Raw genomic sequence first — 25,687 nt, 5'->3', positions numbered from 1 at the left:
TCGTAGAACGGTTGGTCTTACTCCTCGCCGGACTCGTAGTGGTCTCCTGCCGCGGAGGGAAGCCGGGTCCGGCCGACGAACGCCAGCACCACGACCACGGTCACGTAGGGGATGATGCCGATGAGTTCGCTCGGGACGTTGTAGCCCAGCTGCTGGAGCCGGATCTGAAGCGCGTCGAGGCTCGCGAACAGGAACGACGCGCCGAACGCGCCGAGCGGGTTGTAGTTGCCGAACAGGTACGCGGTGATGCCGATCCAGCCGCGTCCGTTCACCATCGTCGTTCCGCCGCCGATGAACTGGCCGACGCGGCCGAGCGCGAGGCCGGCACCGCCGAGCCCCGAGAAGAAGCCCGACAGCAGGACGCCCGTGTAGCGGACCTTCCGCACGTCGACGCCCACGGTGTCGAGCGCCTTCGGGTTCTCCCCGCTGGCTTCGATCCACCGGCCGAACGCGGTGCGGTTGAGCGCGTACCACGCAACCGGCACCGAAATCAACATCATGAACACCGGCGGGCTCGCGTCGAACAGCACCACGTCCGTCGTCGGAATCCGGAGCGTCCAGTTGTTCAGCGTGGCGATTGGCGGGCTGTTGACCTGTCCCCAGATGACCTTGCTGGCGAACGGCGCGAGCCCGAGCGCGATGAGCCACACCGCGAGGCCGGCGATGATCTGGTCGGCCTTGAACTCGATGCAGACCACCGCGAACAGCAGCGCGAACAGCACGCTCGCCAGCACCGCCGAGCCGAAGCCGATCCAGAGTTCGGCCTGCGTGGCGTCGCCGCCGCCGAGGAGGCCCGCCACCGCGATGGACGTGAACGCCGAGATGATGAGCAGCCCTTCGAGGCCGATGTTGATGACGCCGCTCTTCTCGGCGAAGATGCCGCCGAGCGCCGCGAACGCGATGGGCACCGTGAGCCGCAGCACCGCCCGGAGGTAGTTGGCGTCGACGATGTCGACAAGGACGCCGAGGACCCCGGCGAACAGCTCGAGCGCGACCACGATTCCGAGGAGCACGAGGAGCGCCGCTATCCACCGCCCTCGGCGGGAGTCGGCGATGCTCACTGGCGGTCACCCCCTTCGTTGTCGATCGTCCCACTCGGGCCATCGGTGGCGGACCCGCTCACGCCATCGGCGGAAGACCCACCCCCGCCGTCGGTGGCGACCGGCCGGTCCTCGCGGAAGCGGAACCGTCTGCCGACCATCCGGAAGAACTCCGGCATGGCGACGAACAGGATGATGAGCCCGCGGAGGACCCCGACCAGCTGGTTCGGGACCGACAGCTGGAACTCGATGGCGAGGCTTCCCGTCTTGAGCGCGCCGAACAGCAGCGCGGCCGGAATCACGCCCAGCGGATTGTTGCCCGCGAGAATGGAGACGGTGATGCCGTCGAAGCCAAGCGACGGGATGCCGGTTCGCCAGCGACTCGCGACCATCAGCACGTACACCGCGCCGCCGATGCCGCCGAGCGCGCCCGACAGCCCCATGCTCGACACCATCGTTCGCTTCGAGTCGACGCCGCCGTACTCGGCGGCCTCGGGCTGGAGCCCGCTGGTCCGGAGGTCGTAGCCGAACGCGGTGCCGTTGAGCAGCCAGTAGATGATCCCGGCCATCGCGAGCCCGCCGAACAGCGCGTACAGCGAGAACACCGTGCTGTCGAAGTACACCGGGTTCAGCTGGGCGAACTCCGGAATCGAGCGAGTCTGGACCGTCTGGCTCTCGGGGTCCTTGAACACCTCGGCGACGAGCGTGAACGCGATCCCCGTCGCCACGAAGTTGAGCATGATGGTCGTGATGACCTCGTTCGCGTCGGCGTACGCCTTGAGCGCGCCCGGAATCGCACCCCACGCGCCGCCGACGACCGCGCCTGCGAGCAGGCCGAGCGGGACGAGGACGAGCGCGCCCACGATCCCGGCGGGGACGAACGGGGCGGCCCAGACGACCGCCAGCGCGGTGCCGAGCGCGCCCAGGACCAGCTGGCCCTGCGTCCCGATGTTGAACATCCCGGCGCGGAACGCGACCGCGACCGACAGGCCGGTGAACAGCAACAGCGTCGTCTCCTTGAGCGAGATGGCGAGGTTGTACGGCGGCCAGACCGCCCCGGCTGCCATCGTCCGGTAGACAGACACGGGGTCGTAGCAGAACGACCCCAGCCCCGGCGCGGAGAAGAACGCCGACTGGCAGGTCGCCGCCCACCCCGAGACGAGGATGACCACGGCACCGACGACCACCGATAGCACGAGCGCCGCGACGCTGATGAGGATGCGCTCGACCGCCGAGGCGTCCACGAGCCGCCCGAGCGCGCGGTCGGCCCGACCCTGCCACGAGTCGTCCGGATCGGGATTCGAGTCTGGGTCCGAATCGTCCCCCTCGGTGTCGGGGGCAGGATTCCCGCCGTCGTCCGACCCCGGGGCGTCGTCGGGGTCGCTCACGGCTCACCTCCCACTGCGTCGGCGATGCTGGGCGCGTCCTCGGGAATCTGGCCCGCCATCAACAGGCCGAGTTCCTCCTCGGTCACGCGGTCGGGGTCGACCACGTCCACGACCTCGCCCTCGTACATCACCCCGAGTCGGTCCGAGAGCTGCTGGACCTCGTCAAGCTTCGAGGAGACCAGCAGGACGGTCTTGCCCGCCCGACGGAGGTCGAGGATGCGCTCGTGGATGAACTCGATGCTCCCCACGTCGACCCCGCGGGTCGGATGGGATGCGACCACGACCTCCGGGTCGCGGGCGAACTCCCGGCCGACGACGAACTTCTGTTGGTTGCCCCCCGACAGCGACTCGGCTTCCGCGTCGGGGTCGTTCGGGCGCACGTCGTACTCCTCGATGACTCCCCGGGCGTGCTCGCGGCTCTCCGCCCAGTCGATCCGGCCGCCGTCCGAGAACGGAGCGGTGTGTTGGCTCCCCAGCAGGCCGTTCTCCACGAGGTCGAAGTCCATCACGAGCCCGCGCTTCTGGCGGTCCTCCGGAACGTAGGCCATCCCGTTCTCGATGCGCTCGCGCCGCGAAAGGTCGGTCACGTCGCGGCCGTCGACCCTGACCGTGCCCGACTCGGGCGCTCGGAGTCCCGTTATGGCTCCGACGAGTTCGGACTGGCCGTTGCCGTCTACCCCGGCGATGCCGAACACCTCGCCCTCGCGGACGTCGATATTCACGCCGCTCACCTGCTCGACGCCCCGGTCGTCGGTGACGCGGAGGTCCGAAACCGACAGCCCGACGTCGCCCGGCTCGGCCGGTTCCTTGTCGGCTTCGAGCAGCACTTCCCGGCCGACCATGAGTTCGGCCAGCTCCTCGCGGGTCGTGTCGGCGGCGTCCACCGTGCCGACGTTCCGGCCGTCGCGCAGCACCGTAATCTCGTCGGCGGCGTCCATCGCCTCGCCGAGCTTGTGCGTGATGAAGATGATGGTCTTGTCCTCGGCCGCGAGTTCCTCGAACACGCCGAACAGGTCCTCGACCTCCTGCGGTGTGAGCACCGCGGTCGGCTCGTCGAGGATGAGCACGTCCGCGCCGCCGTACAGCGCCTTCAGGATCTCGACGCGCTGTTGGACGCCGACGCTCACGTCCTCGATCTTCGCCTCGGGGTCGACGTCGAACCCGTAGCGTTCGCCGAGTTCACGGACGTCGCGTTCGGCCTGCGCGCGGTCCATCGCCAGCCCGCCCCACTTGCGGGGCTCGTGGCCGAGGACGATGTTCTCGGCGGTGGTCAGCGTGTCCACCAGCATGAAGTGCTGGTGGATCATCCCGACCCCCGCGTCGATAGCGTCCCGCGGCGTGTAGAACTCCCGTGAGTCCCCGTGGACGTGGACGGTACCTCCGTCCGGCTGGTAGAGTCCGTAGAGCACGTTCATCAGCGTCGTCTTCCCCGCCCCGTTCTCGCCGAGGAGGGCGTGGACGCTCCCTTCCTCGACTTCGAGGTCGACCTCGTCGTTGGCGACGACGCCGGGGAACCGCTTGGTTATTCCCGCGAGGTGGACGGCTACGCTCATCTTTGGTCGCAGTTCTCGATGGGCCCGCTTAAGCGACCCGGATTGGGTGAACGTTTCTCAACCGAGATACCTGTCGGACGCCGTAGACGCGTTCGACGCCCTGATCGTTCGAGGCGTTGGAATCCGGCGTTCGCCGCGGCTTGGCCCCTGGTTCGCTACTGATTCGTGGTGGTCGTCGCGCCCTCGCCTTCGCCTACGTTCGCGGGGTCGGTCGGGACTTCGATGTCCCCGGCGACGATGGCTTCGTGGGACTGCTCCAGCGCCGACTTGACATCCTCGGGGATCTCCGGACCGAGGTCCTGCCCGTACACCGCCTCGACCCCGTTCTGTTCGAGCCCGAGTTCGTTGACCGACCCGCCTGCGAACTCCCCGTTCACCACGCTCTCGACGGACTCGAACACCGCCTGATCGACGCGCTTGACCATGCTGGCGAGGATGACGTCGCTGTACTCGGGGATGCTCTGGGACTGGTCGGCGTCCACGCCGATAGCGAACCGGCCGGTGCTCTGGGCCGCCCTGAACACGCCGTTTCCGGTGCCGCCCGCCGCGTGGTAGATGATGTCGGCACCGTTGTCGTACATCGAGTTTGCGATGGACTGGCCCTGCGCGGGGTCGCTGAACGACCCGGCGTACGCCGACAGGACTTCCACGTCCGGGTTCGCGTGCCGGACGCCCGCCACGTAGCCCGCCTCGAATCGCGCGATGAGGGGCACCTCCTGTCCGCCGACGAACCCCACCGTGGGGGCCTCGTTGGTCTCGCCCGCGCCCGCGCTGAACTCCATCGTGGTCAGCAGGCCCGCGAGGTGGCCGACCTGAAACGAGCCCTGATGCTCGCGGAACCGGTAACTCGCCACGTTCGGCTGCTCGACCACCGTGTCCACGACCATGAATCGCTGGTCGCCGAACCGCTGGGCGTTCTCGCTCAGCGCGTCCTGCTGGACGAAGCCGATGCAGCAGATCAGGTCGTAGTTCCCCGACTGAGCGAATCGGCGCTGGAGCGAACCCACGTCGCTCGGACTGCTCGGCTCCGAATTCTGGAACTCCACGTCGTACTCCTCTGCTGCCTGCTGGACCCCTTCGTGGGCCATGTCGTTGAACGAGTTGTCGCCGAGCCCGCCGGTCGCGTACACCATCCCGACGTTGACGGTCCCCTGCTGGACGAACCCGGTCGTGCCAAAGGCGGCGGCCGTCCCCATCGCTCCCAGAAACTCGCGTCGCGTGTTTCTCCCCCACATACACCCCTACATCACCATCGACCGTGATGAATCCGACCCTTGCTTCCGGAACGGGGGCCGTAGAACCGAGGAATGCGGTTCGTGGAACCGAGCGCTCACGACCGCGGAACGGACGGTAGTAGCACTCCGGGATGGTAGCTTCGGTAGAAAAATCGGCCGCGGAGTCGGAAGCGGAGTGGCTACCCCGGCCGTCGAACCGCGAACGGCCGCCTCAGGCGTTGCTCGGGTCGGTCGGCACCTCGATGTCGCCCGCGATGATGGACTCCCGGGAGGTGTCGAGCGCGGACTTGACCTCGTCGGGGATCTCAGAACCGAGCTGCTGGCCGTACACGGCCTCGACGCCGCCCTCGCCCAGCCCGAGGCTCTGGATGCCGCCGCTCGCGAACTCCCCGTTCACGACGTTCTCGATGGAGCGGTAGACTGCCTCGTCGACGCGCTTGACCATGCTGGCGAGGATGACGTCGCTGTACTCGGACAGGCTCTTGGACTGGTCGGCGTCCACGCCGATGGCGAAGCGACCCTGCTCCTGTGCGGCCTGGAACACGCCGTTGCCGGTGCCGCCCGCCGCGTGGTAGATGACGTCCGCGCCGTCGTCGTACATCGAGTTCGCGATGGACTGGCCCGTGCCGGGGTCGTTGTACGCGCCGGCGTACGCCGAGCGGACCTCCACGTCACTGTTTGCGTGCTTCGCGCCGGCGCTGAAGCCCGCCTCGAAGCGCTTGATGAGCGGCACCTCCTCGCCGCCGACGAAGCCGACAACGAGGTCGTCGGTGGTCTCGCCAGCGCCCGCGCTGAAGTCCTCGGAGGTCAGCAGGCCCGCGAGGTGGCCGACCTGGAACGAGCCGAGGTGCTCCTTGAACTTGTAGTTCGACACGTTGTCCATCTCGACGACCGAGTCGACGAGCATGAACTTCTGGTCGGTGTAGCGCTCGGCGTTGGTCGTCAGCGCGTCTGTCTGGACGTAGCCGATGCAACAGACCAGATCGTAGTCGCCCGATTGGGCGAACCGGCGCTGGAGCGACTCGACCTCGCTCGGGCTGGTCGGCTCGGAGTTCTGGAACGTGACGCCGTACTCGGACTCGGCGTCCTGGACGCCCTGGTGAGCCATGTCGTTGAACGAGTTGTCGCCGAGCCCGCCGGTCGCGTACACCATCCCGACGTTCAGGGGGTCGGACATTGTGGTCTCCTCGCCGTCGTCGGACGCGGTGGTCTCGTCGCCGCCGTCCGACTCCTCGGTCGTCTCGTCGGACTCGGTCGTACTCTCGTCGTCGCCGCCACCGCCCATGCAGCCGGCCAGTCCGGTTCCGACGATGCCTGCGCCACCAATCTTGAGAAGCCGCCGCCGCTGTGGGTCCATCTCGGACATCTTACCCGAAGAAGTCCGACAAGGTAGTATAAAACCGTCGCTTTCCACTTAAAGTAACTAAACTCACTAATAACATTTATAAGTAGATTTATTATATGTGTACAATCTAATAATTTTAATATGGGTTAGATAATTTAATAACCTGTATGGTACTATTATAATACATGTCTGATGGAAAATCAGGCGACCGGCGAATCGAGCGACGAACAATGCTTCGCAGTATCGGCGCTGTTGGCGGGACGACGTCGGGACTGTCAATGTTTGGTGGCGTTACCGCGAAGAAAAGTGATGTCGATGTGGACGAGATTGCAAAGCAGGCCGAGGAGACGAAAGAGCGGCGGCGGTCGTTGCGGAAGAACTACGACACGCCCGCGAAGGTTCGAACCGCCCTGAGACAGAACGCGAGTGACCTGATAACGGAATTGGTCGAACAGGGGTTCCTCAACGACGCAGGTCTCGACGCTCTGCCGACCGGGAACATGGACTTGGGGAAGATCGAACTGGAACCCGGAGACTCTTTCGAGGGAGTCGGCGTCACCGCCCGACTGGGTAGTGACGTAGATACCGGCGTCATCCTCGTCTCGAAGCACACCGAGACTCACCACGTCGCGATTTACGTCCAACCGGAAGCAGGTGAAGCGTACTCGTATGTGACACCGAAGAACGGCGGAGACGCGACGTACCTAAACGCTAGTGGTGGTTCAGTGGAAGTCGGGACGATGGAGAGCGACTGCTACATCAACTACGTCTGTGCCGACAGCTACTGCCACTACGACGAGGGCGTAATCTGCGTCACACTGTACTACCGGGAGGAGAAGTACCAGTGCTGTCCGGATATGGGATGTGGATACATCGGTGAGACCTCGTGTCTCGACGGGTGTAGTTGCTGCAACGAGAACTGTCCGCCGTAATCGTTTGAGCGGTAGGACGCCCGTTCGCGCCGATGTAACCTACTCAGTTACTCTTCTTCGGAGACAATTTTTGAGACTAATCGGTCCATCTGCGTAACGAGCGCGTCGACCTCGTCGCTCTCGGCGTAGATGCGGACGTACGGCTCGGTGCCGCTCGGCCGGACCAGCACCCACGAGCCGTCCGGCATGGTCGCCCGGACGCCGTACTCCGTCGAGACGCTCGCGTCGGGGAACTGCTCCGGGACGGTCGACGCCAGCCGCTCCATCGTTCCGGCCTTGGCGTCGTCCGCGCAGGAGACGCTGATCTTCCGGTACGGGCGCTCTGTCACCGGCTCGCGGAGGGGCGCGAGCCCGCCGGTCTCGGCGACGAGGCGGGCGATCACTGCCGCGCTGGTCACGCCGTCGATCCAGCCCCCGAACTGGGTGTGGACGTGCTTCCACGGCTCGGCCGCGAACGCGACTTCGGTGTCGTCGCCACCGGCGTCGCGGGCGGCCGCGATGCCCTCGTGGAGCGCGCCGAGTCGGACGCGCTCGACGCGACCCCCGGCCGCCTCGACCCGCTCGTCGATGCGTCCCGAGGCGTTCGGCGTCGTCACGACCACGGGGTCGCCCGCGTCGACGTGCTCGGTGTAATGGGCCGCCAGCAGCGCGACCACGGTGTCCTCGTGGACGACCTCGCCGTCGCTGTCCACGATCACGATTCGGTCCGCGTCGCCGTCGTGGCCGATGCCGAGATCGGCGTCGGGGTCGTCTGCCACGAAGTTCCGGAGGTCTGCGAGCGTCTCCGGTGTGGGCTTGCTTTCCCGGCCGGGGAAATGACCGTCCACGTTCGCGTTGAGCGTGACGACGTGCGCGCCGAGTTCCCGGAGCACCTGCGGCGTGGCGAGCGCAGCCATCCCGTTGCCGCAGTCGACAACGACGCGCAGGCCGTCGAGCGGCGCGCCGTGGTGACGGGCGTACTCCGCCACGGCCGCCCGGTAGTCGTCGAGCACGTCGGCGCGCTCGCCGTCGCCCCACTCGTCCCACGCGACGGGCGATTCGTCGGCCTCGACGCGCCGGTCGACCGTCCGCTCGGCGTCGCGGTCGTACTCCTCGCCGTCGACGAACAGCTTGATGCCGTTGTCGGTCGGCGGGTTGTGGCTCGCCGTCAGCATCGCGCCGCGGCGACCCTGCGAGGCGAAGGCGAGCGCGGGAGTCGGTAGCTGGCCCGCCCGGCGGACGTTCGCCCCGGCGCTCTCCAGCCCGGCCTCCATGGCGGCAGCCAACGCCGGGCCGGTCTCCCTGCCGTCGCGCGCGACCACGAACTCGTCCCCATCGCGGCCCGCGGCCCGCCCGACCGCGAGGGCCAGCTCGGGCGTCACCGTCTCGACTGCGTCGCCGCGGATGCCCGCGGTTCCGAAGAGGTCCATGCTCCGACTTCGGAGAGCCGGATACTTAGCTTTCCGCGGTTCGGCGCGAGAGCGGTCCGTGACGCCCGTGACACTGAAGCCACCCAGCGTCGTGGAACAGATATGAAACTGAGCATCGCCGGTATGCTCACGGACCCACAAGGACTGTTCGACGTCGTCATCGGGGGCATCCTCCTGTTGGCCGCCATCCTGCTCGCGGTCCTGCTGGTGTTCGGGTCGTTCTGAGTGTCCGGATCACCACGGGTGAATGGAAGACTGGAGGCCGCCAGTAGCTCGGCGGGCGGTGAGCGGTTGGAGAGAGCCGTTTAGGGCGGGATTCGACTTCGGGCCGGGTCCGATCACGAGCGCAATCCGCCCGCGCCTCAGAGTTCGACGCCGCTGGGGATGAGGCTGTGCTTACGGAGCAGGTTCCCCTCGTCGTTGTACACGAGGAAGGTGCTCTTGTCGTACTCGACGAGGTCCTCGCCGTCGAGGGTGATCTCGACGTGGTAGCGACCGTCCATGTCACCGGTCTCCTTGCCGTACTCGCGGGCGGCGGCGATGAACCGGAGCACGTCTTCGGCGTCCTGGTTGAGTTCCAGCACGAAGTCGCCCGTGATGCGGTTGGTGACGCTGACCACGCCGGTCGTCTCCGGGTCGTCGACCGCACCTTGGAGTCGGAAGGCCACGTCGGTCTCCCCGGCGTCGAGCAGGTCGTCTTCCGTCCCCGTGAGGCGCTCTCGGAGTGTCGAGGCCGGACCCTCGAAGTCGATGTGTACTGTTGGCTTGCTGACTTCGCCGTCCTCCTCGACCCAATCGACGTTCCGAGCATCCAGCGTGAAGTAGTCGCGCCTCATTCCGTACGTCCCACTACGGGACGCCCCGTCATGAACGTAACGCCATCGGAACTCACGATTCGGAGTTCCGACGGGTGTTTTCGGTGGTCGAAGTTCGACGGTCGTGGGGTTCCGCGTTCGAAGCGTCGCGTCCAGAGAAGGGCGATTGACAACCGAGGTCGCCCGACGAGCCGATCCACGACCCCGGTGAACTGAAAGGGCGAGGCGCGGTCGCGGTCACACGAGCGTAGCGAGTGTGAGCTCGGAAGACGCGGGTTGTCTTCCGGCGTTCACGTTAGTCGTCTCTGGAGGCGACTATCTGGCCGGGCGTTGCGGAGCGGCCAGATATCCCGCCGAGACGCCGCGCAGCGCGCGCCGAGCCGGAAGGACCAGATGGAGCGCGCTGGATGGAGTGATCGAATAGCCACAGTCCGAGAGTCAGATCAGCAAGTGCGCGAGGGGATCAGACAGCCGACGCGACCGCGGAACAGTCGCCCGCCAGCCCCGCCGCCCTCGACTTGTTGGCTTTCGAGCGTCTGACCGGTGATTTAAGTACCACCGACGTGATGTGCGGCGTGAACTCTCGCACGCGGGCGACGCCGCGTGCGTGGACTCCCCATGTCACAGTCTCCCCTGTCCGAGTGGACCGACGACGTACGGGTGCGAATCCGGGACGTCCAGCGCACGCTCCGCCGGACCGCGGAGGTGCTCCGGGGCTCGTCCATCGACGTCGAGGAGTACGACCCCGCCGAACACGGCCCGCTGGTCAGCTTCTCGGGCCACGTGGGGTACGAGGAGGTCGAGCGCTACTGGGTCAACGCCCCGTTCGCGTTCGTCTCCGTCAACTACGACGACGTCGAGAACGAGTACCGCTACCACGTCGTCGAGCCCGAACTCGACGACCTCGAAGCCGACCTGCTCGAACGGCTGTTCGCCGACGTGCGCGACTCGCTCATCCACCGGAGAGGGGCCGGGGACGGAGACGGCGGCAGCGGTGACGGGGTCCAGAGCGACGACCCCGAGGCCGTGCTGAAGGCCGAACTCCGCGAACTCCTGACGATGTACGGCGTCGACCTCGACCCCGCCAGCTTCTTCCGGCTGTTCTACTATCTCGACCGATCCTTCCGGGGGTTCGGCAAGCTCGACCCGCTCATGCACGACCCCCACATCGAGGACATCTCGTGTGACGGCTACGACCTACCGCTGTTCGTCTACCACGACGAGTACACCGACATCGAGACGAACGTGGCGTACGCCGAGGAGGAACTGGACAACCTCGTGGTCAGGCTCGCCCAGCAGTCGGGCCGTCACGTCAGCATCGGCGAACCGGTGGTCGAGACCACGCTCCCGGACGGCTCGCGCGCGGAACTCGCGCTCGGCGAGGAGGTCACCCCGCGCGGATCGGCGTTCACCATCCGGAAGTACGCCGACGAGCCGTTCACCCCGGTCGATCTCGTGAACTACGGCACCTTCAGCCTCGACCAGATGGCGTACCTCTGGCTCGCCATCGAGAACAACAAGTCGCTCATCTTCGCCGGTGGGACGGCCTCCGGGAAGACCACCTCGATGAACGCCATCTCGATGTTCGTCCCGCCGCGCTCGAAGGTGCTGACCATCGAGGACACCCGCGAGCTGGCCCTCTACCACGACAACTGGCTGTCGTCGGTCACGCGCGAGCGCCGCGGAGAGAGCGCAGACATCACGATGTACGATCTGCTGCGCTCCGCGCTCCGCCACCGCCCCGAGTACATCGTCGTGGGGGAAGTTCGTGGTGAAGAAGCGATGACCCTGTTTCAGGCGATGAACACGGGCCACACCACCTACTCGACGATGCACGCCGACTCGGTCCAGACGGTGATCAACCGGCTGGAGAACGAGCCCATCAACGTCCCGCGGGCGATGATCCAGAGCCTCGACATCCTCTCGGTCCAGCGGCTCACCTACGTCGGCGAGGAGCGGGTGCGCCGGAACAACGTCATCGCGGAGATCGAGGGCATCGACCAGCGGACCGGCGATCTCGACTACTCGACCACGTTCTCGTGGCGAGCCGACGACGACTCGTTCCGGCAGAACGACAGCAGCATCGTCGACGAGATACAGGACGAGAAGGGCTGGTCGAGAAGCGAACTCCTCGAAGAGATCAGGGATCGCAAGCGCGTGCTCCAGTACCTCCGCGAGCGCGGGGTGACCGACTACCGGCGGTTCACCGCGATGATCAACGAGTACTACTCGCATCCCGAGCGCGTGCTGGACACCATCGACCTCGAGAACGAGGTCGTGACCGGCTTCGACTGATGCTCTGGCTCCTGCCCCTCCTGCTGGTCGTGCTCGTCCTCGGGCCGGTGGCGCTCGCGCCCGTCTCCCGGCGCGCACACCTGCTGGTCACCCGCGTGGCGCTGGTGACGTTCGGCGACTGGGTCACCGACCGAGGCAGGCGGCGCGAGGGCCGCCGGATGCTCCTCCAGTCGGTCCACGTCGGCGAGACCTACCGGATGTACGCGGCCAAGACCCTGCTGTACACCGGGCTGGCGGCGCTGGTGGGGAGCGTCCTCGGGGTGTACGCCGTGGCGGGCGGACTGGAGATCCTCCGCATCTCGCCCGAGGCGATGCGGGCGATGCTCCCGACGCGATTCGACTTTCTGGCGGGACTGCTCGTGCTCCCGGACGTCTCGGCCGGGCAACTGTTCGCCATCCTGCTCGCGAGCAGTTCGACCCTCGGCGTGGCCGCCGGCGGGGTGACCTACTGGCTGCGCTGGGAGACGCTCTCCTACCGGGCGAACGCCCGCGAGCGCCAAATCGACGAGAGCCTCGCCCGGACCGTGGCGTTCATCTACGCGCTCTCGCGGAGCGGGATGGCGTTCCCCGATATCATGCGGACGCTGGCGGACAACCGCGAGGTGTACGGCGAGGCCGCGGCCGAGATCGCGGTCGTGGTCAAGGCGATGGACTACGGCGGGCTCGACATGCTGTCGGCCATCGAGCGCATCGCCGAGCGCACGCCCAGCGAGAAGTTCGGCGAGTTCGCCGACAACCTCGCCAGCGTGCTCCAGAGCGGCCAGAACGTCTCGGCGTACCTCGACGACCAGTACGAGCGCTATCAGGAGGACGCCGAGGACCAGCAGGAGGCGTTCCTCGAACTGCTTTCGACCCTCGCGGAGGCGTACGTGTCGGTGTTCGTCGTCGCGCCGCTCCTGTTCATCACCATCCTCGTCATCATGGGCCTGATGGCGCTGGGCGAGACCCTCCCGCTGCTCAGGGTGCTCGCGTACCTCGCCATCCCCGCGATGAACGTGGCGTTCGTGATCTATCTCGACAGCATCACGGAGTCGCTGGGCGGCACGCGGACCGACCGCGACGTCGACCTCGCGGCGGCCTCGCTGGCGGACGTCCGCCGGACCGACGACCCCTCGTCCGACCGCATTGGCGTCGAACGCGCCGCTGGCGGCGCGTTCGACGCCGGTGCGGGGAGCAGGAATTCGGCTCGCTCGGACGGGGGCGGCCACGCTGATGTCGACCGGACGTCCGCCGGTACAGCCGACACCGCGAACGCGGGAGCGAGCGCAGGCGCGGTCAACTTCGAACGCCTCGCCGCATTCGAGCGGGTGCGCTGGCTGCGCGAGGCGGTAGCCGACCCGATGCGGACGCTCAGGAACGACCCCGTCGTTGTGCTGTACGCCGCAGTCCCGCTGGGTCTCCTCTCGATACTCCTCCGAGCGTGGCCCCACCTGACAGCGGAGTCGCTCACGCTCCCGGTGCTCGACGACTTCGTGGTGCAGGCGGCGCTGATCGTCCTCGTCGCGTTCGCCGCGGTCCAGTGGCTCCACAGCCGGCGCATCTCCGCCATCGAGGCCGCGGTGCCGGACTTCCTCGACCGGCTCGCCAGCACGAACGAGGCCGGGATGTCGGTCATCGAGAGCCTCGAACGGGTCAACAAGGGGGACCTCGACGCGCTCGACGTCGAGGTCGGGCGGCTCTGGGCCGACGTCGAGTGGGGCGTCGACGTCGAGACCGCGCTCTACCGGTTCGAGGACCGGCTCGACACGCCGACCATCACGCGGGTCGTGACCTTGCTGGCGAACGCGATGCACGCCAGCGGCGACCTCGCGCGCGTGCTCCGCATCGCGGCCGACGACGCCCAGGACACCCGGCGGCTCCAGCGCAAGCGCCGTCAGGAGATGCTGACCTACATCGTCATCATCTACCTCTCCTTTTTCGTGTTCCTCGTCATCGTGGGGTCGCTCAACAGCATCCTCATCCCGAACCTACCCACCGGCGCGAGCGCACCGACCAGCGGGAGTCCGATCAGCAGCGGACCGCTCGGCGGGATCTCGGATGTGGACGTGGACGCCTACACCTTGCTGTTCTTCCACACCGCGCTGATACAGGCGGTCTTCTCGGGGCTCGTCGCGGGGCAGATGGGCGAGGGGAGCGTGAAGAACGGCGCGAAGCACGCGACTGCCCTGCTCGCCATCGCGTACGTGGTGTTCCTGCTGTTGCCGTGACCGCCTTCCGCCGCGACCTGAACGCTTTTGCACGACGACCGCCACGACTCGAACATGCCCGTAGAGAGCGACGCCGAACTCCGCGAGATTCTGGGTATGGACCGCGTCGCGGTCGTCGGTTGTTCGACCACGCCCGGCAAGGACGCCCACGACGTGCCCCAGTACCTGCGCGAGCACGGCTACGAGGTCATCCCGGTCAACCCCTTCGCCGACGAGATCTTCGGCCGGGAGGCGTACGACTCGCTGGTTGAGGTCGAGGAGACCGTCGACGTGGTGGACGTGTTCCGGCCGAGCGCGGAGGTCGCCGGCATCGTCGAGCAGGCCATCGAGCGCGACGACGCGGCCGTGGTGTGGACCCAGCTCGGCATCGCCGACGACGAGGCGGCCGAGCGCGCCGAGGCCGCAGGCAAGCGGGTCGTACAGGACCGCTGCATCAAGGTCGAGCACGAGCGGCTGGTGGCCTGAGAGAGTATCGGCACTCACCAAGACGTCTTCTGACGAGCCACTTTTGACCACGGAGCGCGTACAATCTCCCATGACGACTGCGGACATCTCCACCGTCTTCCTCGATCTGGACGACACCATCTGTCGCCACCCTCGCTCCACGGCCGACCGGCTCGCCGACGCCTTCAACGCGGCGGGGGTAAACCCGTTCTTCGACGTGACCGACTTCCGGCGCTGGCTGGCCCAGGTGTCGGCCGACACCCGGCTCGAACTCCGCGAGAAGTGCTTCGCGCGCATCGCCGACGAGCAGGGCCGGGACCCTGCCGACGCGCTCGCGGTCGCCCGCACCTACGAGGACCCGGACCCGACCAGCGTCGAGTTCCTGCCCGGCGCCGAGTCGGCGCTCGACCGCCTCGGAGCCACCCACGACCTCGCGCTGGTGACCAACGGCGGGCGCGAGACCCAGACCGCGAAGCTGGAAGCGCTGGACATCGCCGACCACTTCGGCGCGCTGACCTTCGCCGGCTCGGACCACGCGGTCAAGCCCGACCCGCAGCCGTTCGAGTACACGCTCTCGGCGATGGGCGTCTCGGCCGACGAGACGGTCCACGTCGGGAACTCGCTCCGCGCGGACGTTGCGGGCGCGCACGCCGCGGGGCTCCAGTCGGTGTGGCTCGAAGAACGCGAGATGGCGGGCGCACACGACCCGCACCACACCATCGCGTCGATGCACGACCTTCACGAGCCGCCGTGGATGTGATCTGCAGAATCGGTAAAACGAATCGCGTCAACTTCTGTAGCGCGGAATCGTACCTTTTTGCTCCGCCGCGGAACTCTGCTAACCGCTCCGGCGCGCGTCTGGGCGCGACCTCGTGTCGCGCCCAACCGCGCGAGGGACGAGTAGCGCAGGTCGGAGTGAAACGAAGACCGAGGCTTGCGAGACGCCTGCGGCGTCTCGCTGCTCTGCGAACGCAGTTCGCAGACAACGCAGGAGGCTGGGGAGGCCGAGGTGCGGTGCTGTGCGGTTGCGGTGACGCCTAGGCTCAAGCAGTAGCTAGCGTAGACTGCCCTGAAACAACGGTCAATGGAGAAATAAAGCTAGCTACTACCGAGGCATATGAGAACCGCAACAGCACCGCGACCGCGACAGCCTCGTCCTCCCCAACCGCTTGCGGTCCTCGCTTCGCTGCGGTCCTCAGCCCTCGCGCGCTTTGGCGCGAGATGAACTCGCGCCAGCACGCGCCGAGTAGAAGGAGAATCAGGCATTCGCCGATAGACACCGAACCACGCGAGAATCAAAACAAGTTCGACCCAACAAGAAAAACGCAGAATAACCAAATCCCCGAGATTACCCCTCCCACTCCTCGAACGACCGGTAGATGCCCTTCGAGAGGTAGCGCTCGCTGGAGTCCGGGAACACCGTCACCACGCTGTCGTACGGCGCGTCGATCTCGCCGTCCCGGATGCCCTCGGCGACGTGGCGGGCGACCGCGCTGGCCGCACCCGCGCTGGAGGCGACCAGCTGGCCCTCCTCGCTGGCGAGTCGCTTCAGTTCCTCGTGCGCCCGGCGGTCGGGCACCTGATAGATCTCGTCGACGAGATCCGGGTCGAACAGCTCGTTCGTGCTCGGATCGTGGGTGCCGATGCCCTCGATCTTGTACTCGGCCTCCGCGGCGTCCCCGCCCTTGGTCTCGGCGTACAGCGAGCCCTCGGGCTCGACCGCCGCGACGTAGGTGTCCTCGTTCTGTTCGAGCGCGTACTCGGCGATGCCCATGAGCGTCCCCGCGGTTCCACAGCCCGCGACGACCGCGCCCACCTCGCCGTCGAGTGCGTCGTAAATCTCGGGGGCAGTCGTCTCGTAGTGGGCCTCGACGTTGAGCGGGTTGCCGAACTGCTGGGGGACCACTGCATCGTCGAGTTCGTCGGCGAGCTGGTGGGCGCGCTCGATGGCACCGCCCATCCCGTCCTCCGTGGGCGTGTTGATCACCTCCGCGCCGAGCGCGTCCATCAACTGCTGTTTCTCGACGCTGAATCGCTCGGGCACGACGAAGACGGCGTCGACGCCCAACTGGCCCGCCGCGATGGCGAACCCGATGCCGGTGTTCCCGGCGGTCGGTTCGATGACGGTGCCGCCGGGTGCGAGTTCCCCGCGGTCGAGCATCGCCTCGACCATGTACTTCCCGATGCGGTCCTTGACACTCGCGCCGGGGTTGAACGTCTCCAGCTTGGCGTACACCGGCACCTCCTCGGGTGCCGCCTGCACGCCGACGAGGGGCGTCTCCCCGACCGTGCCGAGCACGGAGTCGAGCGGCGTCCGGTGGTCGGTCATCGCGTAGGCAAAAGTTGGGAACGCGGATAACCTTTTTTGTGTGGAGTCGGCGACCGCATCGGAGTCAGTCACTGCGTCGGGGTCGCTTGCCCTGGTTCCGGATCAGGCGGTCGCGTCTTCGGCGTCTCCGCCCTCGGTCCCGTCGCTAGCCTCCCCGTCCGTGGCGTCGGACTCCGTACCCGCGTCCTGGGGGTAGTCGACCTCCACCGCAGCGGGGTCGATGCCCTGCTCCTCGGCGATGGCTTCGAGGAGCGCGCTCTGCTCGGCGGTCTGGCGTTCGAGCGTCTCGACGCGCTCGCTAGTCGAATCGAGCTGCTCGCGTATTTCGGCGACCTGCTCGCGGAGGTCGTTGAGCTTGCTGTACAGCTTCTCGGCGGTGTCGGCCAGCTTCTGGACCTTCTTTGCCGTGCTTCCGAATCCCATACCTGGTGTTGTGTCCCCCGTTACGTGACTTTTCCGACTCGACCGCATCCAATTCGACCACATCCGACGAGGACGCGCCGTGCGACAGCGCTCCGTTCGACCGCTGGGCTTTTGCCACGCCCACCAAAAGTATCGCGCATGTCGCACGAACAGTTCCCCGAGACGCCGGCACCCACGGTCGGCGTGATCGCCGCCCTCGCGGTCCTCCTCGCTATCGCGGTCCCGTACGCGATCATCGACGCCACCGAGGCCGGGGTGTACTACGGCGCGCCGACGTTCGTGCCGGTCCACCTGCTGGTCGGCCTGTTCGCCCTCGTCGCGATCATCGTCTTCGCGGCGGGGCGAAACGGCCGGACCGACCCGCCGACTGCGGCGGGCGCGACGGTCGTCCTCGGCGGGTTCATGGCCGCCGTCGTGCTCTGGTGGGCCGTCGCGGTCGGCGGACTCGTCGGGAGCCTCACCGAGCAGGCGGCGTTCGACTACCACCGCTGGCTGCTGTTGGCCACCACGCTCGCGGTGGCGGCGAGCGCGGGCTGGTACGCCCGCGACGTGCTGTGAGGATTCGTCGAGTCGAACGACTCTCGATGGTTTTCGCGCGCTCAGACCGTGCTTACGGTCTGGACAGTCTCGCCCTCTCCGAAATCAGCCGACGCGTGTTCCACCGACAGATGGAGCGTACTCCACGGTCAGTCGGCGCGTAACGAAGGTGTCGGATGTCCTATCGTTGCTTCGTGTCCGAAAGAGACGCAAAGGGAACCGCCAGCTTCGGAACCACACCGGCGGAGATCGGCACGGACGGAGACGCCACCGCTGGGGAAAATCCCGGCTCCGCCGGAATCGCTGGCCGAGATGCCGAACTACCGGCGGAACTCCGAGAGTCGTCCGAAGTCGTGGACTCCTCGGACCCCGCCGCGCGGTGGATGCTCCGCGACGACGAGTTTTTGCTGGAGGAGGACCGCGAGTACGTGGTCCGGGACCGCCGGTCGTGGACGGACTACGTCTCGCCGCTCCTGTTCGGCGCGGTAATTGCGGTCATGGTCGGCGACGTGATAACGACCGGCGTCGGGTTGGCGATGGGGCTGGAAGAGGCCAACCCGGTCGCGGCGGCGGTGATGCGGGAGGCGGGACTCGGCGGGCTCGTCGTGCTGAAGGCGATGGCGGCGGTTGTCCTGCTGGTCCTGCCGGGCGTGACCGGGAACGCCCGCCAGACGTTCCGCGCGGGGAGCGCTGCGTACCTCCTCATCGGCGTGGTGGTGGTGCTCTCGAACTCGTGGGCCATCCTCGCGGTCGCAGGATGAATTCGGTTCGCGACAGTCGAGCCAAAGCGCCGACGGACTCTCCGACAGCGCGAGGTCGGGAGGTGGAAGGTCGGGGCGAACGGTCGGGAGAGAAAGATGGAGAGACGAAAGGTCCTTAAGCCCGACGTGCCTTACGTCGAGATGGACTAGGTCGGGCAGTTAGGCCCTGCTCTTCACCCGCACTACGGTCTTCAGCGGGGACCGAACCCCGGAGGCGTCCGGTCAGACCGGGCCGGGCCCCGGAAGCCGACTTCGAAGCCTCGTCCTGCGGGGACAGCGGTCCTCGGCGGACACTCGCAGGAGTGTCGCAGTCGGGGTTTACCGGTGGCAATCCGTCAGGCGCGGAAGCGAGCAGCGGGCCACTGGACACCTGTCGCTCGCAGGGTCGCGGGGTGGAGGACGCGACCGAGATTCCCCGGCACGGAACGCCGGGCAAATCCGGGCGTCCACATTCATACTTTAATTTAACTCGCGAGTTCACCGGCCACTGGCTCGTGAACCCCCGACCATTGGTCCAAAACATCTAGGGGAGAATTTCCGGAAAACGGCCGTTATCTGCCGTCAGTACCTTCGTCTATCGCATCGATTGACCGAGAAGCGAGTTCTGAAAGCGTCGCGCGAGGTTTAGTCGTCGCCGGTCGCCCGCTCCAGTTCCTCGGGGTTCGTGAGCTCCAGCCCGCCACCGAGGGTTCGGTTCGGATACGGGATGTCGATACCCTCGTCGTCGAACCGTTCCTTGACGCTGGTCACGTACTCGCCGCGGGTCTTGACGTAGTCGCCGCGACTCGGGTCCTCGATCCAGATGCGGGACTGCAGTCCGACCGAGGAGTCGCCGAGTTCCGTCAGCCGGACCGACGGAGCGGGGTCGTCGAGAATCTCCGGATGGCGGTCTGCTTCCTCGACGATGATGTCGGTCGCGCGCTCGATGTCGTCGTCGTACCCGATGCCGAACACGAACTTGAGCCGGAGTTTCTCGGCCTCGACCGGGTTCTTGATGACGCCGTCGGTGAGCTGGGAGTTTGGCACCGTCAGCAGTTCGTTGTCGAACGTCCGGACGCGGGTCACCCGTAGGCTGATGTCCTCGACCACGCCGGAGTAGCTCCCGCCGTCCCACTCGATCCAGTCGCCGATCTTGAACGGCTTGTCCGCGTAGATGAACACGCCCGCCACGAAGTTGCCGATGACGTCCTGCATCGCGAACCCGATGGCGAGGGTGGCCGCGGCGGCGATGGTCGCCAGTGCGGTCAGGAAGTTGCCGTACTCCGCGAATCCGAACGCGACCGAGATGGCGACGAACACGATCCCGAACTGGACGAGTTTGAGAAGCGGACGCTTGGCGTGCGCGTCGAGGTCGCGCCGATCGAGGAACCGGCCGGCCAGCGGGACGAGGGTCGCGCGCCCGACGAGGTATATCGCGACGAACGAGACGACGAAGTACACCAACTGCGTGAGCGCGACAGCGTAATCGCCGAGGAGGTCCTCGGTCACCGGGAGTGGTTCGACCATACGCCGTGTCGGGGACCGCCGAAAGGAAAAGTTACCGGCTCGGTGATACGCGGCGGTACAGGGCGGTGCAGGACCCACCGAGGTGGGCGCGCTCGATTCAGTGGTACACGGCGGTGTTGCCCCGCGTCTCCACGAGGTGGGCGTCCACGCGGTCGGCGAGGTCGTCGGCCAGTTCCTCGGTCGAGGTGCCCCCGCGGGCCGCTCGGAGGAACTTCACCTTCACGATGTCGCGGTCGTCGAGTTGGTCGTCGAGTTCGTTCGTTACGGATTCGAGCCCGGACTTGCCCACCCAGACGGTCACGTCGAGGTCGTGGGCCTGCTTCCGGAGTTCTTCGTCGGTCATACTCGCCTCTCAGGCCGGGACGACCTTAAAGGGCGTGAACGAACCCTCGGGGCGCGCCACGAAGGAAGTGATTCAGGAGTCGTACGGGTACCGGGCCTGCGCGCCGCAGTCGCAGGTTATCACGACGTGGCCGTCCTGCAGCCTGACGCGGGCGTTCTTCCCCGGTCGGAGGTAGCGGTCGCAGGCGTCGCAGGTGAACCGCTCGAACCGGGTGGGAAGCGAGAGGCGATTTCGCTCGGCGAGCCTGCGCGCGAGGCGGACGTACTCTCGGGCGCGCTCGTCGTGGCAGTCGGCCGCGGCGTCGCGGGCGAGCGACGCGAGTCGCTCGATGCGTTCTTCGGCTATCGTCATGCAGTAAGGGGGAATGGGGGGTGGGGGTTTCCGGGGCGAGACAGGACAAGGATAGAAACTGGCCTGTGTTGCCCCATGGGGGAGATTCTCCGAACGGGTAAAATAAGTTTTGGTTTCTCTCAGGTGGAACTCACCGTCGAGACTGTTCTCTACTCGCGACCGCTCTGTTTCTCTCACGCCCGCTTCGTCGCCTTCCCACGACGTTCCGGTAGGATTTTGTCCGGGCCGCGTTTTCGCTCAGGCAGTGAGAGCGCTCGAACCCTCCGAAGACGCACCTTTCGAACGCCGACGATTCCGGCCGAACGCCGACCCGTGACCGATCCATGAAGGTGAGCCACTACTTCGAGTGGGAGGAGTACATCACCGGCGGCCACGTCCAGTCGGTGGACAACCAGCGCGAGATACTGGACCTCCACGGCATCGAGTACACTACCGACCCTACGCTCGACGCCGACCTGCTCCACCTCAACAACATGGGGCCCCGGTCGCTGTACTGGGCGCACAAGGCCCGGCGGACCGACGTGCCGGTGCTGGTCCACACCCATCAGACCGCCGAGGACTTCCGGGAGAGCTTCGCGTTCTCGAACGCGCTGGCCAAGCCGATGAAGCCGTACCTCCGGTACGCCTACTCGCTGGCCGACCACCTCGTCTGTCCCTCCGAGCACAACCGGCGCGTGATCGAGGAATACGCCGACGCGCCCAAGACCGTCATCAGCAACGGCTTCGACCCCGCGAAGGTCGAAGGATTCGACGCCGAAGGGCTGCGCGCGGAGTACCTCGACCGCTACGACCTCGACCCGCCGGTCGTGTTCAACGTCGGCCACGTCATCAAGCGCAAGGGGCTCGAAGCGTTCGTCGAGACGGCCCGCGCGATGCCCGATCTGGACTTCGTCTGGTTCGGCTACCTCAACCCCGCAGGCGGCGACCTCGACCGGCTGCTCAAGAGCAGGGACACCAAGAGGTTGGTCGAGAACGCGCCCGAAAACTGCCAGTTCACGGGGTACGTCGAGGACATCCGCGGGGCGTACGCCGCGGGCGATATCTTCTTCTGGCCGAGCAAGAACGAGAACGAAGGCATCGCGCTGCTCGAAGCGATGGGCTGTGGGAAACCGCTGGTCATCCGCGACATTCCGACCTACGACTGGCTCGACGACGGGACCCACTGCCTCAAGTCGAGCGGCTCGATCGCCGACTTCCGGAAACGGCTCGACCGGCTCCGCAATCCCGACCTGCGCGAGCGACTCGGAGCCAACGCCGCCGAGAAGAGCGAGGCGTTCCGGCTCGACGCGATCGGGGAACGCCTCGTGTCGCTGTACCGAGAGCTGGTCTGACTCGACGACGTTTTTCGCGGCGGACTCGCCGAACGACAGGCCCAGCGTCGCGATTCGCCCGCGAGTCGGCCCGTCGAGCTAACTTCACAAGGATTTAACTATCGGTTCGCAAAGACCGAACAAATGCATCGGGTCGCCGCGTTCACCGACACCTACCTGCCCACGGTCAACGGCGTGACCTACACCATCGCGTCGTGGCGCGACCGCTGGGAGCGGGCCGGCGGCCGGATGGACGTGGTGTACCCCAACGCCGACGGCCATCGCCCCAACGACGGCGAGCACCCGGTCGGGAGCCTCCCATTCCCGTTCTACGACGGGTTCCGACTCGGCACGCCAAAGATCCCGAAGGCTGTCCGAAGCGCCGAGGTGGTCCACGCTCACACGCCGTTCGCCATCGGGCTCGGCGGCCTTCGCCTCGCGCGCGACCGCGACCTCCCGCTGGTAGCCTCGTACCACACGCCGACGGCCGAGTACGCCGAGTACGTCTCGCCCACCGACGCGGTGGCCTCGCTGGTCGAGCGAGTCTCCGAGGCCTACGAGCGATGGTTCTTCGGTCGCGCCGACGCAGTCCTCGTCCCGAGCACGGCGACCCGCGACCACCTCCGCGACGCGGTCGGCGTCGAGACGCGGGTCGAAGTGGTGCCCAACGGCGTGGACACCGAGCGGTTCCGGCCGGTCGAGACCGAGAAGTTCCTCGCCCGCTACGACCTCGACGGGGACCGCCCGCTGATCGGCTACACCGGCCGGCACGGCTACGAGAAGCGCCTCCCGGAGCTCGTTGCGGCCGCGTCGGAGATGGACGTGACCGTCGTGTTCGGCGGCGACGGCCCCGCCCGCGAGGACCTCCGCGAACAGGCCGAGTCGCTCGGGGCGGACGCGCGCTTCCTCGGCTTCCTCGACCGAGAGGAGTTACCGGCGTTCTACTCGGCGCTCGACGCATTCGCGTTCCCCAGTCCGGTCGAGACGCAGGGTCTCGTCGCGCTGGAGGCCAACGCGTGCGGGACGCCCGTGGTCGGCGCGAACGCGGGCGCGCTCGCGGACACCATCGAGGACGGTGAGACCGGCTATCACTACGAGAGCGGGAACATCACCGACTTCCAGGACGCCATCGATCGGACGCTCGACGAGCGCGAGCAGCTCCGGGAGACGTGTCTTGTCCGTCGCGACGCCGTCAGCGTCGACCACGCCGTCGAGAAGCTCCGAAGCGTGTACGAATCGCTCAGGTCGTGACCCTGTCGCCTACAGTTCCACGCGCTCGACCAGATTGTTCTCGCCATCCCGGATGTTGACTGCGACGATGCGCACGTCGTCCTCCAGTCCCGAGTCCCGGAGCTTTGCCTTCAGGAGGTTGTCGACCTGATACACGCCGGCCGCGTTCAGCATCTCGATCTCGACGAGGACGGGGACCGCGTCGCCCTCCATCAGCGTGACGCGCCGGATGGCCTGACTAGAGACGGTGTCGATGCCGCGGCCACCCTTCTCGTAGGGCATCCGCGAGCGACCCTCCTCCATGTCGAGGGCGTCCGCGATGCGGACGATGCCCGCCTCGGTCGTGAGCGGGTCCTCCTCGGTGTGATGACAGAGGATGGCGTGCAGGACTTCGCCCTTCATCCGGACGACCTCCTCGGTGCCGTAGAAGTCGAACTCCGGGAGGACGCGGTCGAGCAGGTCCGCAGCGAGAGGAATCGACCAGTAGGCGTGGTCGTCGCGGTGGACCACGTGGCCGATGTCGTGGATGGTCGCCGCCAGCGCGACGATGACGCTCTCGTCGGCCTCGTCCAGTCCCTGCTGAGACGCGCCGTTGAACTCGACGCCACCGCGCTTGAGAAGGTCGTAAAGACTCAGCGCCCGGTTGCGCACGATCTCGATGTGCTTGCTCCCGTGGTCGTTGTACCCCTTCCGGAGCACGGGGTTGACGTTCTGGGCCCGGAGGTACGTCTGTATCTCGGGATCGCCGTTCACGAACTCCAGCACCTCGTTGACGCGCTCGTCGGGGAACGCGTGGTCGGCGTCCGGGTCGTACTCCCGGCCCGCGTCGTCGGTCACCGCCGTCTCGTCGGCGTCGCTCATGCTCGGTACGTAGTCGGTCCAGCGAAAAAAGGGCTCGGTCCGGCCGGGTTCGACGGCCGGAATTCTTCGGTCGGGACTCGTTGCCCCGACTCCATTTAATCGGCCGCTTCGGCCGCGGCCCCGCGAACCGTCTCGTAGTCGGGTTCGACGCCGGGGTCGTCGCCGACCCACGCGTAGGTGATCTCGCCCTCCTCGTCGACGACGAACACCGCGCGCTCGGCCACGCCGTAGTAGCCCATGTCCGCGAAGTCCATCTCCACGCCGTAGTCCTCGATGATCTCCTTGTTCGAGTCGCTGACGAGCCCGAAGCTCAGACCCTCCTGTTCGCGGAACTCGTTCAGGGCGAACGGCGAGTCCACGCTGATGCCGTACACCGTCGCGCCGGCCTCCTCGAACGCGGCGAGTTCGTCCTCGAAGGCGTTCATCTCCGAGGTGCAGACGCCGGTGAACGCGCCGGGGAAGAAGGCGAGGACGACCGGTGCCTCGTCGAGATGATCCGAGAGGGTGAACTCCTCGACGTCGCCGTTCGCGAGCGGTGCAGTGAAGTCGGGTGCGTCGTCGCCTACGTCGACCATTGTATTCCAAGCTACACAGGTCCGGGGGAAGACAGTTGTGAATCAGGCCGATTCCTCCGGAAGAGCGACGGCTGCCCCATCGGCCCCGGCCGCGCGACGGTACGCCCCGTCGACTGGGGCCGAGCGAAGCCGCGCGAGCGAACCCCACCAACTATTCGCGTCGAACAACGAGCAAAAAGCCTATAGTCGAGAATCAGCTATCATCAGATAGAGATGGCACAGATGATTCCACTGTTCGGACCCGTGCCGGGCGGGATGGAGATGATGGTGATTCTCCTCATCGCCGTCCTGCTGTTCGGCGCGAACAAGATCCCGAAACTGGCGCGGTCGACCGGCGAGGCGATGGGCGAGTTCAAGAAGGGGCGCCAGGAAGTCGAGGATGAGCTTCAGGAGATGCAGGAGGGCGGCGTCGACACCGGTAGCGAACCGGTCGGCGAGTCCACGACCGAACCCGTGGGCGAGTCCTCGACCGAACCCGTGGGCGAGTCCTCGACCAGCACGGACGCGGCGACCGAAACCAACAAGGCCGAGTAGTCGACTTTTCTCACTTCGGGGCGTGTGGCCTAGTGGACAGGGCGGAAGGTTCCTAACCTTCAGATCGCGGGTTCGACCCCCGCCACGCCCGTGACCGGTCTCGCCGAGCGGCGCTCGTGAGCGCCGCTCGGCGAGACCGGTCACGAAAGTATCGTCAAACCTCCGCTCCGGCGGTCTACGGTCAGTCCGTTCTACGACACTCGTTCGCAACGCTAGCTATCGAACCCCCTCGTCGGTCTGAGCCGAATATCCATACGGGCCAGC

25 protein-coding genes, 1 tRNA gene and 1 other RNA gene are annotated in these 25,687 nt (G+C 66.7%); 13 read left to right on the top strand and 14 right to left on the bottom strand.

The features are described 5' to 3' along the window. Positions 1 to 17: 17 nt before the first annotated feature. The 5 genes from DPQ64_RS01685 to DPQ64_RS01665 form a co-directional block, all read right to left on the bottom strand. Positions 18 to 1,055 (bottom strand): ABC transporter permease, encoded by a 1,038-nt coding sequence (locus tag DPQ64_RS01685; RefSeq protein WP_115862713.1) that lies wholly within the window; start codon positions 1,053 to 1,055, stop codon positions 18 to 20. 2 nt (positions 1,056 to 1,057) lie between these two features. Next, a complete protein-coding gene (locus tag DPQ64_RS01680) occupies positions 1,058 to 2,284 on the bottom strand; it encodes an ABC transporter permease (protein ID WP_232820458.1) in 1,227 nt (408 codons plus the stop codon). Between the two features lie 140 nt (positions 2,285 to 2,424). After that, the gene (locus DPQ64_RS01675; protein WP_115862621.1) at positions 2,425 to 3,981 is read right to left on the bottom strand and encodes an ABC transporter ATP-binding protein; all 1,557 of its coding nucleotides are present in this window, start codon (positions 3,979 to 3,981) and stop codon (positions 2,425 to 2,427) included. A 155-nt stretch (positions 3,982 to 4,136) separates the two neighbouring features. After that, the gene (locus DPQ64_RS01670) at positions 4,137 to 5,216 is read right to left on the bottom strand and encodes a BMP family lipoprotein (RefSeq protein WP_115862620.1); all 1,080 of its coding nucleotides are present in this window, start codon (positions 5,214 to 5,216) and stop codon (positions 4,137 to 4,139) included. A 211-nt stretch (positions 5,217 to 5,427) separates the two neighbouring features. Beyond that, positions 5,428 to 6,582 (bottom strand): BMP family lipoprotein, encoded by a 1,155-nt coding sequence (locus DPQ64_RS01665; protein WP_394338826.1) that lies wholly within the window; start codon positions 6,580 to 6,582, stop codon positions 5,428 to 5,430. A gap of 164 nt (positions 6,583 to 6,746) precedes the next feature. Here DPQ64_RS01665 and DPQ64_RS01660 point away from each other — a divergent pair, with 164 nt between their 5' ends. Further along, positions 6,747 to 7,493 (top strand): hypothetical protein, encoded by a 747-nt coding sequence (locus DPQ64_RS01660; protein WP_157971551.1) that lies wholly within the window; start codon positions 6,747 to 6,749, stop codon positions 7,491 to 7,493. Between the two features lie 47 nt (positions 7,494 to 7,540). Here the strand turns inward: DPQ64_RS01660 and DPQ64_RS01655 are convergent, their stop codons facing one another. Further along, positions 7,541 to 8,902, bottom strand: a complete 1,362-nt coding sequence (locus DPQ64_RS01655) for a phosphopentomutase/phosphoglucosamine mutase (RefSeq protein ID WP_115862618.1) — start codon at positions 8,900 to 8,902, stop codon at positions 7,541 to 7,543. A gap of 102 nt (positions 8,903 to 9,004) precedes the next feature. Between DPQ64_RS01655 and DPQ64_RS19705 the strand changes: the two genes are divergently transcribed. Continuing rightward, a complete protein-coding gene (locus tag DPQ64_RS19705; protein WP_269814461.1) occupies positions 9,005 to 9,127 on the top strand; it encodes a hypothetical protein in 123 nt (40 codons plus the stop codon). A 137-nt stretch (positions 9,128 to 9,264) separates the two neighbouring features. Here the strand turns inward: DPQ64_RS19705 and DPQ64_RS01650 are convergent, their stop codons facing one another. Next, positions 9,265 to 9,738 (bottom strand): DUF5793 family protein, encoded by a 474-nt coding sequence (locus DPQ64_RS01650; RefSeq protein WP_115862617.1) that lies wholly within the window; start codon positions 9,736 to 9,738, stop codon positions 9,265 to 9,267. 597 nt (positions 9,739 to 10,335) lie between these two features. On the opposite strand from DPQ64_RS01650, the gene DPQ64_RS01645 reads away from it, so the two are divergent. From DPQ64_RS01645 to DPQ64_RS01630, 4 genes are all read left to right on the top strand, one after another. Continuing rightward, complete coding sequence (locus DPQ64_RS01645) at positions 10,336 to 12,012, top strand: type II/IV secretion system ATPase subunit (protein WP_198661966.1); 1,677 nt, start codon at positions 10,336 to 10,338, stop codon at positions 12,010 to 12,012. After that, positions 12,012 to 14,219 (top strand): type II secretion system F family protein, encoded by a 2,208-nt coding sequence (locus tag DPQ64_RS01640; protein ID WP_115862616.1) that lies wholly within the window; start codon positions 12,012 to 12,014, stop codon positions 14,217 to 14,219. Before DPQ64_RS01645 ends, DPQ64_RS01640 begins: the two co-directional genes overlap by 1 nt. Positions 14,220 to 14,273: 54 nt before the next feature. Further along, the gene (locus DPQ64_RS01635; RefSeq protein ID WP_115862615.1) at positions 14,274 to 14,684 is read left to right on the top strand and encodes a CoA-binding protein; all 411 of its coding nucleotides are present in this window, start codon (positions 14,274 to 14,276) and stop codon (positions 14,682 to 14,684) included. A gap of 70 nt (positions 14,685 to 14,754) precedes the next feature. Then, positions 14,755 to 15,423, top strand: a complete 669-nt coding sequence (locus tag DPQ64_RS01630) for an HAD family hydrolase (protein WP_115862614.1) — start codon at positions 14,755 to 14,757, stop codon at positions 15,421 to 15,423. A 588-nt stretch (positions 15,424 to 16,011) separates the two neighbouring features. Here DPQ64_RS01630 and DPQ64_RS01625 read toward each other — a convergent pair. Then, complete coding sequence (locus DPQ64_RS01625; RefSeq protein ID WP_115862613.1) at positions 16,012 to 16,992, bottom strand: PLP-dependent cysteine synthase family protein; 981 nt, start codon at positions 16,990 to 16,992, stop codon at positions 16,012 to 16,014. Positions 16,993 to 17,094: 102 nt separating this feature from the next. Further along, positions 17,095 to 17,415, bottom strand: coding sequence for a DUF5798 family protein (locus tag DPQ64_RS01620; RefSeq protein ID WP_115862612.1), 321 nt, complete (start codon positions 17,413 to 17,415; stop codon positions 17,095 to 17,097). A gap of 138 nt (positions 17,416 to 17,553) precedes the next feature. On the opposite strand from DPQ64_RS01620, the gene DPQ64_RS01615 reads away from it, so the two are divergent. The 3 genes from DPQ64_RS01615 (at position 17,554) to ffs (ending at position 19,165) form a co-directional block, all read left to right on the top strand. Continuing rightward, positions 17,554 to 17,973 carry a DUF7548 family protein gene (locus DPQ64_RS01615; RefSeq protein ID WP_115862611.1) on the top strand — a complete coding sequence of 140 codons (420 nt, stop codon included), beginning with the start codon at positions 17,554 to 17,556 and terminating at the stop codon, positions 17,971 to 17,973. Between the two features lie 173 nt (positions 17,974 to 18,146). Beyond that, positions 18,147 to 18,713 carry a DUF5658 family protein gene (locus DPQ64_RS19455; RefSeq protein ID WP_232820453.1) on the top strand — a complete coding sequence of 189 codons (567 nt, stop codon included), beginning with the start codon at positions 18,147 to 18,149 and terminating at the stop codon, positions 18,711 to 18,713. Positions 18,714 to 18,852: 139 nt separating this feature from the next. After that, an RNA gene (gene ffs, locus DPQ64_RS01605) (signal recognition particle sRNA) lies at positions 18,853 to 19,165 on the top strand. A 172-nt stretch (positions 19,166 to 19,337) separates the two neighbouring features. On the opposite strand, the gene DPQ64_RS01600 is transcribed toward ffs, so the two are convergent. From DPQ64_RS01600 to DPQ64_RS01590, 3 genes are all read right to left on the bottom strand, one after another. Continuing rightward, the gene (locus DPQ64_RS01600) at positions 19,338 to 20,219 is read right to left on the bottom strand and encodes a mechanosensitive ion channel family protein (RefSeq protein WP_115862610.1); all 882 of its coding nucleotides are present in this window, start codon (positions 20,217 to 20,219) and stop codon (positions 19,338 to 19,340) included. A 97-nt stretch (positions 20,220 to 20,316) separates the two neighbouring features. Continuing rightward, on the bottom strand, positions 20,317 to 20,562 hold the full coding sequence (locus DPQ64_RS01595) for a YhbY family RNA-binding protein (protein ID WP_115862609.1): 246 nt from the start codon (positions 20,560 to 20,562) through the stop codon (positions 20,317 to 20,319). A 72-nt stretch (positions 20,563 to 20,634) separates the two neighbouring features. Next, positions 20,635 to 20,913 (bottom strand): ribonuclease P protein component 4, encoded by a 279-nt coding sequence (locus DPQ64_RS01590; RefSeq protein ID WP_115862608.1) that lies wholly within the window; start codon positions 20,911 to 20,913, stop codon positions 20,635 to 20,637. Between the two features lie 323 nt (positions 20,914 to 21,236). Between DPQ64_RS01590 and DPQ64_RS01585 the strand changes: the two genes are divergently transcribed. Further along, positions 21,237 to 22,244, top strand: a complete 1,008-nt coding sequence (locus DPQ64_RS01585) for a glycosyltransferase family 4 protein (protein ID WP_115862607.1) — start codon at positions 21,237 to 21,239, stop codon at positions 22,242 to 22,244. 123 nt (positions 22,245 to 22,367) lie between these two features. Further along, on the top strand, positions 22,368 to 23,474 hold the full coding sequence (locus tag DPQ64_RS01580; RefSeq protein ID WP_115862606.1) for a glycosyltransferase: 1,107 nt from the start codon (positions 22,368 to 22,370) through the stop codon (positions 23,472 to 23,474). Between the two features lie 9 nt (positions 23,475 to 23,483). Here the strand turns inward: DPQ64_RS01580 and DPQ64_RS01575 are convergent, their stop codons facing one another. Continuing rightward, positions 23,484 to 24,314 carry an HD domain-containing protein gene (locus DPQ64_RS01575; protein WP_115862605.1) on the bottom strand — a complete coding sequence of 277 codons (831 nt, stop codon included), beginning with the start codon at positions 24,312 to 24,314 and terminating at the stop codon, positions 23,484 to 23,486. Between the two features lie 95 nt (positions 24,315 to 24,409). Beyond that, positions 24,410 to 24,889: a redoxin domain-containing protein gene (locus tag DPQ64_RS01570; protein WP_115862604.1), complete on the bottom strand. Its 480-nt coding sequence runs from the start codon at positions 24,887 to 24,889 to the stop codon at positions 24,410 to 24,412. A gap of 213 nt (positions 24,890 to 25,102) precedes the next feature. Between DPQ64_RS01570 and DPQ64_RS01565 the strand changes: the two genes are divergently transcribed. Together DPQ64_RS01565 and DPQ64_RS01560 are read left to right on the top strand one after the other, a co-directional pair. Then, complete coding sequence (locus tag DPQ64_RS01565; protein WP_115862603.1) at positions 25,103 to 25,423, top strand: Sec-independent protein translocase subunit TatA/TatB; 321 nt, start codon at positions 25,103 to 25,105, stop codon at positions 25,421 to 25,423. 18 nt (positions 25,424 to 25,441) lie between these two features. After that, a tRNA-Arg gene (locus tag DPQ64_RS01560) sits at positions 25,442 to 25,514 on the top strand. Positions 25,515 to 25,687: the final 173 nt, after the last annotated feature.

This window comes from Halorussus litoreus, assembly GCF_003382685.1.
Taxonomy (GTDB): Archaea; Halobacteriota; Halobacteria; order Halobacteriales; family Haladaptataceae; genus Halorussus; species Halorussus litoreus.
The sequence above is the reverse complement of the archived record's forward strand: the minus strand, read 5'-3'. Positions and strand labels throughout refer to the sequence as shown.

Bases quoted from the DNA above. Each gene is read 5' to 3' on its own strand.
- DPQ64_RS01585 (WP_115862607.1), top strand. From the start codon at position 21,237: ATGAAGGTGAGCCACTACTTCGAGTGGGAGGAGTACATCACCGGCGGC.
- DPQ64_RS01655 (WP_115862618.1), bottom strand. From the start codon at position 8,902: ATGGACCTCTTCGGAACCGCGGGCATCCGCGGCGACGCAGTCGAGACG.
- DPQ64_RS01675 (WP_115862621.1), bottom strand. From the start codon at position 3,981: ATGAGCGTAGCCGTCCACCTCGCGGGAATAACCAAGCGGTTCCCCGGC.
- DPQ64_RS01575 (WP_115862605.1), bottom strand. From the start codon at position 24,314: ATGAGCGACGCCGACGAGACGGCGGTGACCGACGACGCGGGCCGGGAG.
- DPQ64_RS19705 (WP_269814461.1), top strand. From the start codon at position 9,005: ATGAAACTGAGCATCGCCGGTATGCTCACGGACCCACAAGGACTGTTC.
- DPQ64_RS01590 (WP_115862608.1), bottom strand. From the start codon at position 20,913: ATGACGATAGCCGAAGAACGCATCGAGCGACTCGCGTCGCTCGCCCGC.
- DPQ64_RS01565 (WP_115862603.1), top strand. From the start codon at position 25,103: ATGGCACAGATGATTCCACTGTTCGGACCCGTGCCGGGCGGGATGGAG.
- DPQ64_RS01630 (WP_115862614.1), top strand. From the start codon at position 14,755: ATGACGACTGCGGACATCTCCACCGTCTTCCTCGATCTGGACGACACC.
- DPQ64_RS01600 (WP_115862610.1), bottom strand. From the start codon at position 20,219: ATGGTCGAACCACTCCCGGTGACCGAGGACCTCCTCGGCGATTACGCT.
- DPQ64_RS01620 (WP_115862612.1), bottom strand. From the start codon at position 17,415: ATGGGATTCGGAAGCACGGCAAAGAAGGTCCAGAAGCTGGCCGACACC.
- DPQ64_RS01640 (WP_115862616.1), top strand. From the start codon at position 12,012: ATGCTCTGGCTCCTGCCCCTCCTGCTGGTCGTGCTCGTCCTCGGGCCG.
- DPQ64_RS01660 (WP_157971551.1), top strand. From the start codon at position 6,747: ATGTCTGATGGAAAATCAGGCGACCGGCGAATCGAGCGACGAACAATG.
- DPQ64_RS01570 (WP_115862604.1), bottom strand. From the start codon at position 24,889: ATGGTCGACGTAGGCGACGACGCACCCGACTTCACTGCACCGCTCGCG.
- DPQ64_RS01670 (WP_115862620.1), bottom strand. From the start codon at position 5,216: ATGTGGGGGAGAAACACGCGACGCGAGTTTCTGGGAGCGATGGGGACG.
- DPQ64_RS01580 (WP_115862606.1), top strand. From the start codon at position 22,368: ATGCATCGGGTCGCCGCGTTCACCGACACCTACCTGCCCACGGTCAAC.
- DPQ64_RS01635 (WP_115862615.1), top strand. From the start codon at position 14,274: ATGCCCGTAGAGAGCGACGCCGAACTCCGCGAGATTCTGGGTATGGAC.
- DPQ64_RS01645 (WP_198661966.1), top strand. From the start codon at position 10,336: ATGTCACAGTCTCCCCTGTCCGAGTGGACCGACGACGTACGGGTGCGA.
- DPQ64_RS01595 (WP_115862609.1), bottom strand. From the start codon at position 20,562: ATGACCGACGAAGAACTCCGGAAGCAGGCCCACGACCTCGACGTGACC.
- DPQ64_RS01625 (WP_115862613.1), bottom strand. From the start codon at position 16,992: ATGACCGACCACCGGACGCCGCTCGACTCCGTGCTCGGCACGGTCGGG.
- DPQ64_RS01650 (WP_115862617.1), bottom strand. From the start codon at position 9,738: ATGAGGCGCGACTACTTCACGCTGGATGCTCGGAACGTCGATTGGGTC.
- DPQ64_RS01665 (WP_394338826.1), bottom strand. From the start codon at position 6,582: ATGTCCGAGATGGACCCACAGCGGCGGCGGCTTCTCAAGATTGGTGGC.
- DPQ64_RS01615 (WP_115862611.1), top strand. From the start codon at position 17,554: ATGTCGCACGAACAGTTCCCCGAGACGCCGGCACCCACGGTCGGCGTG.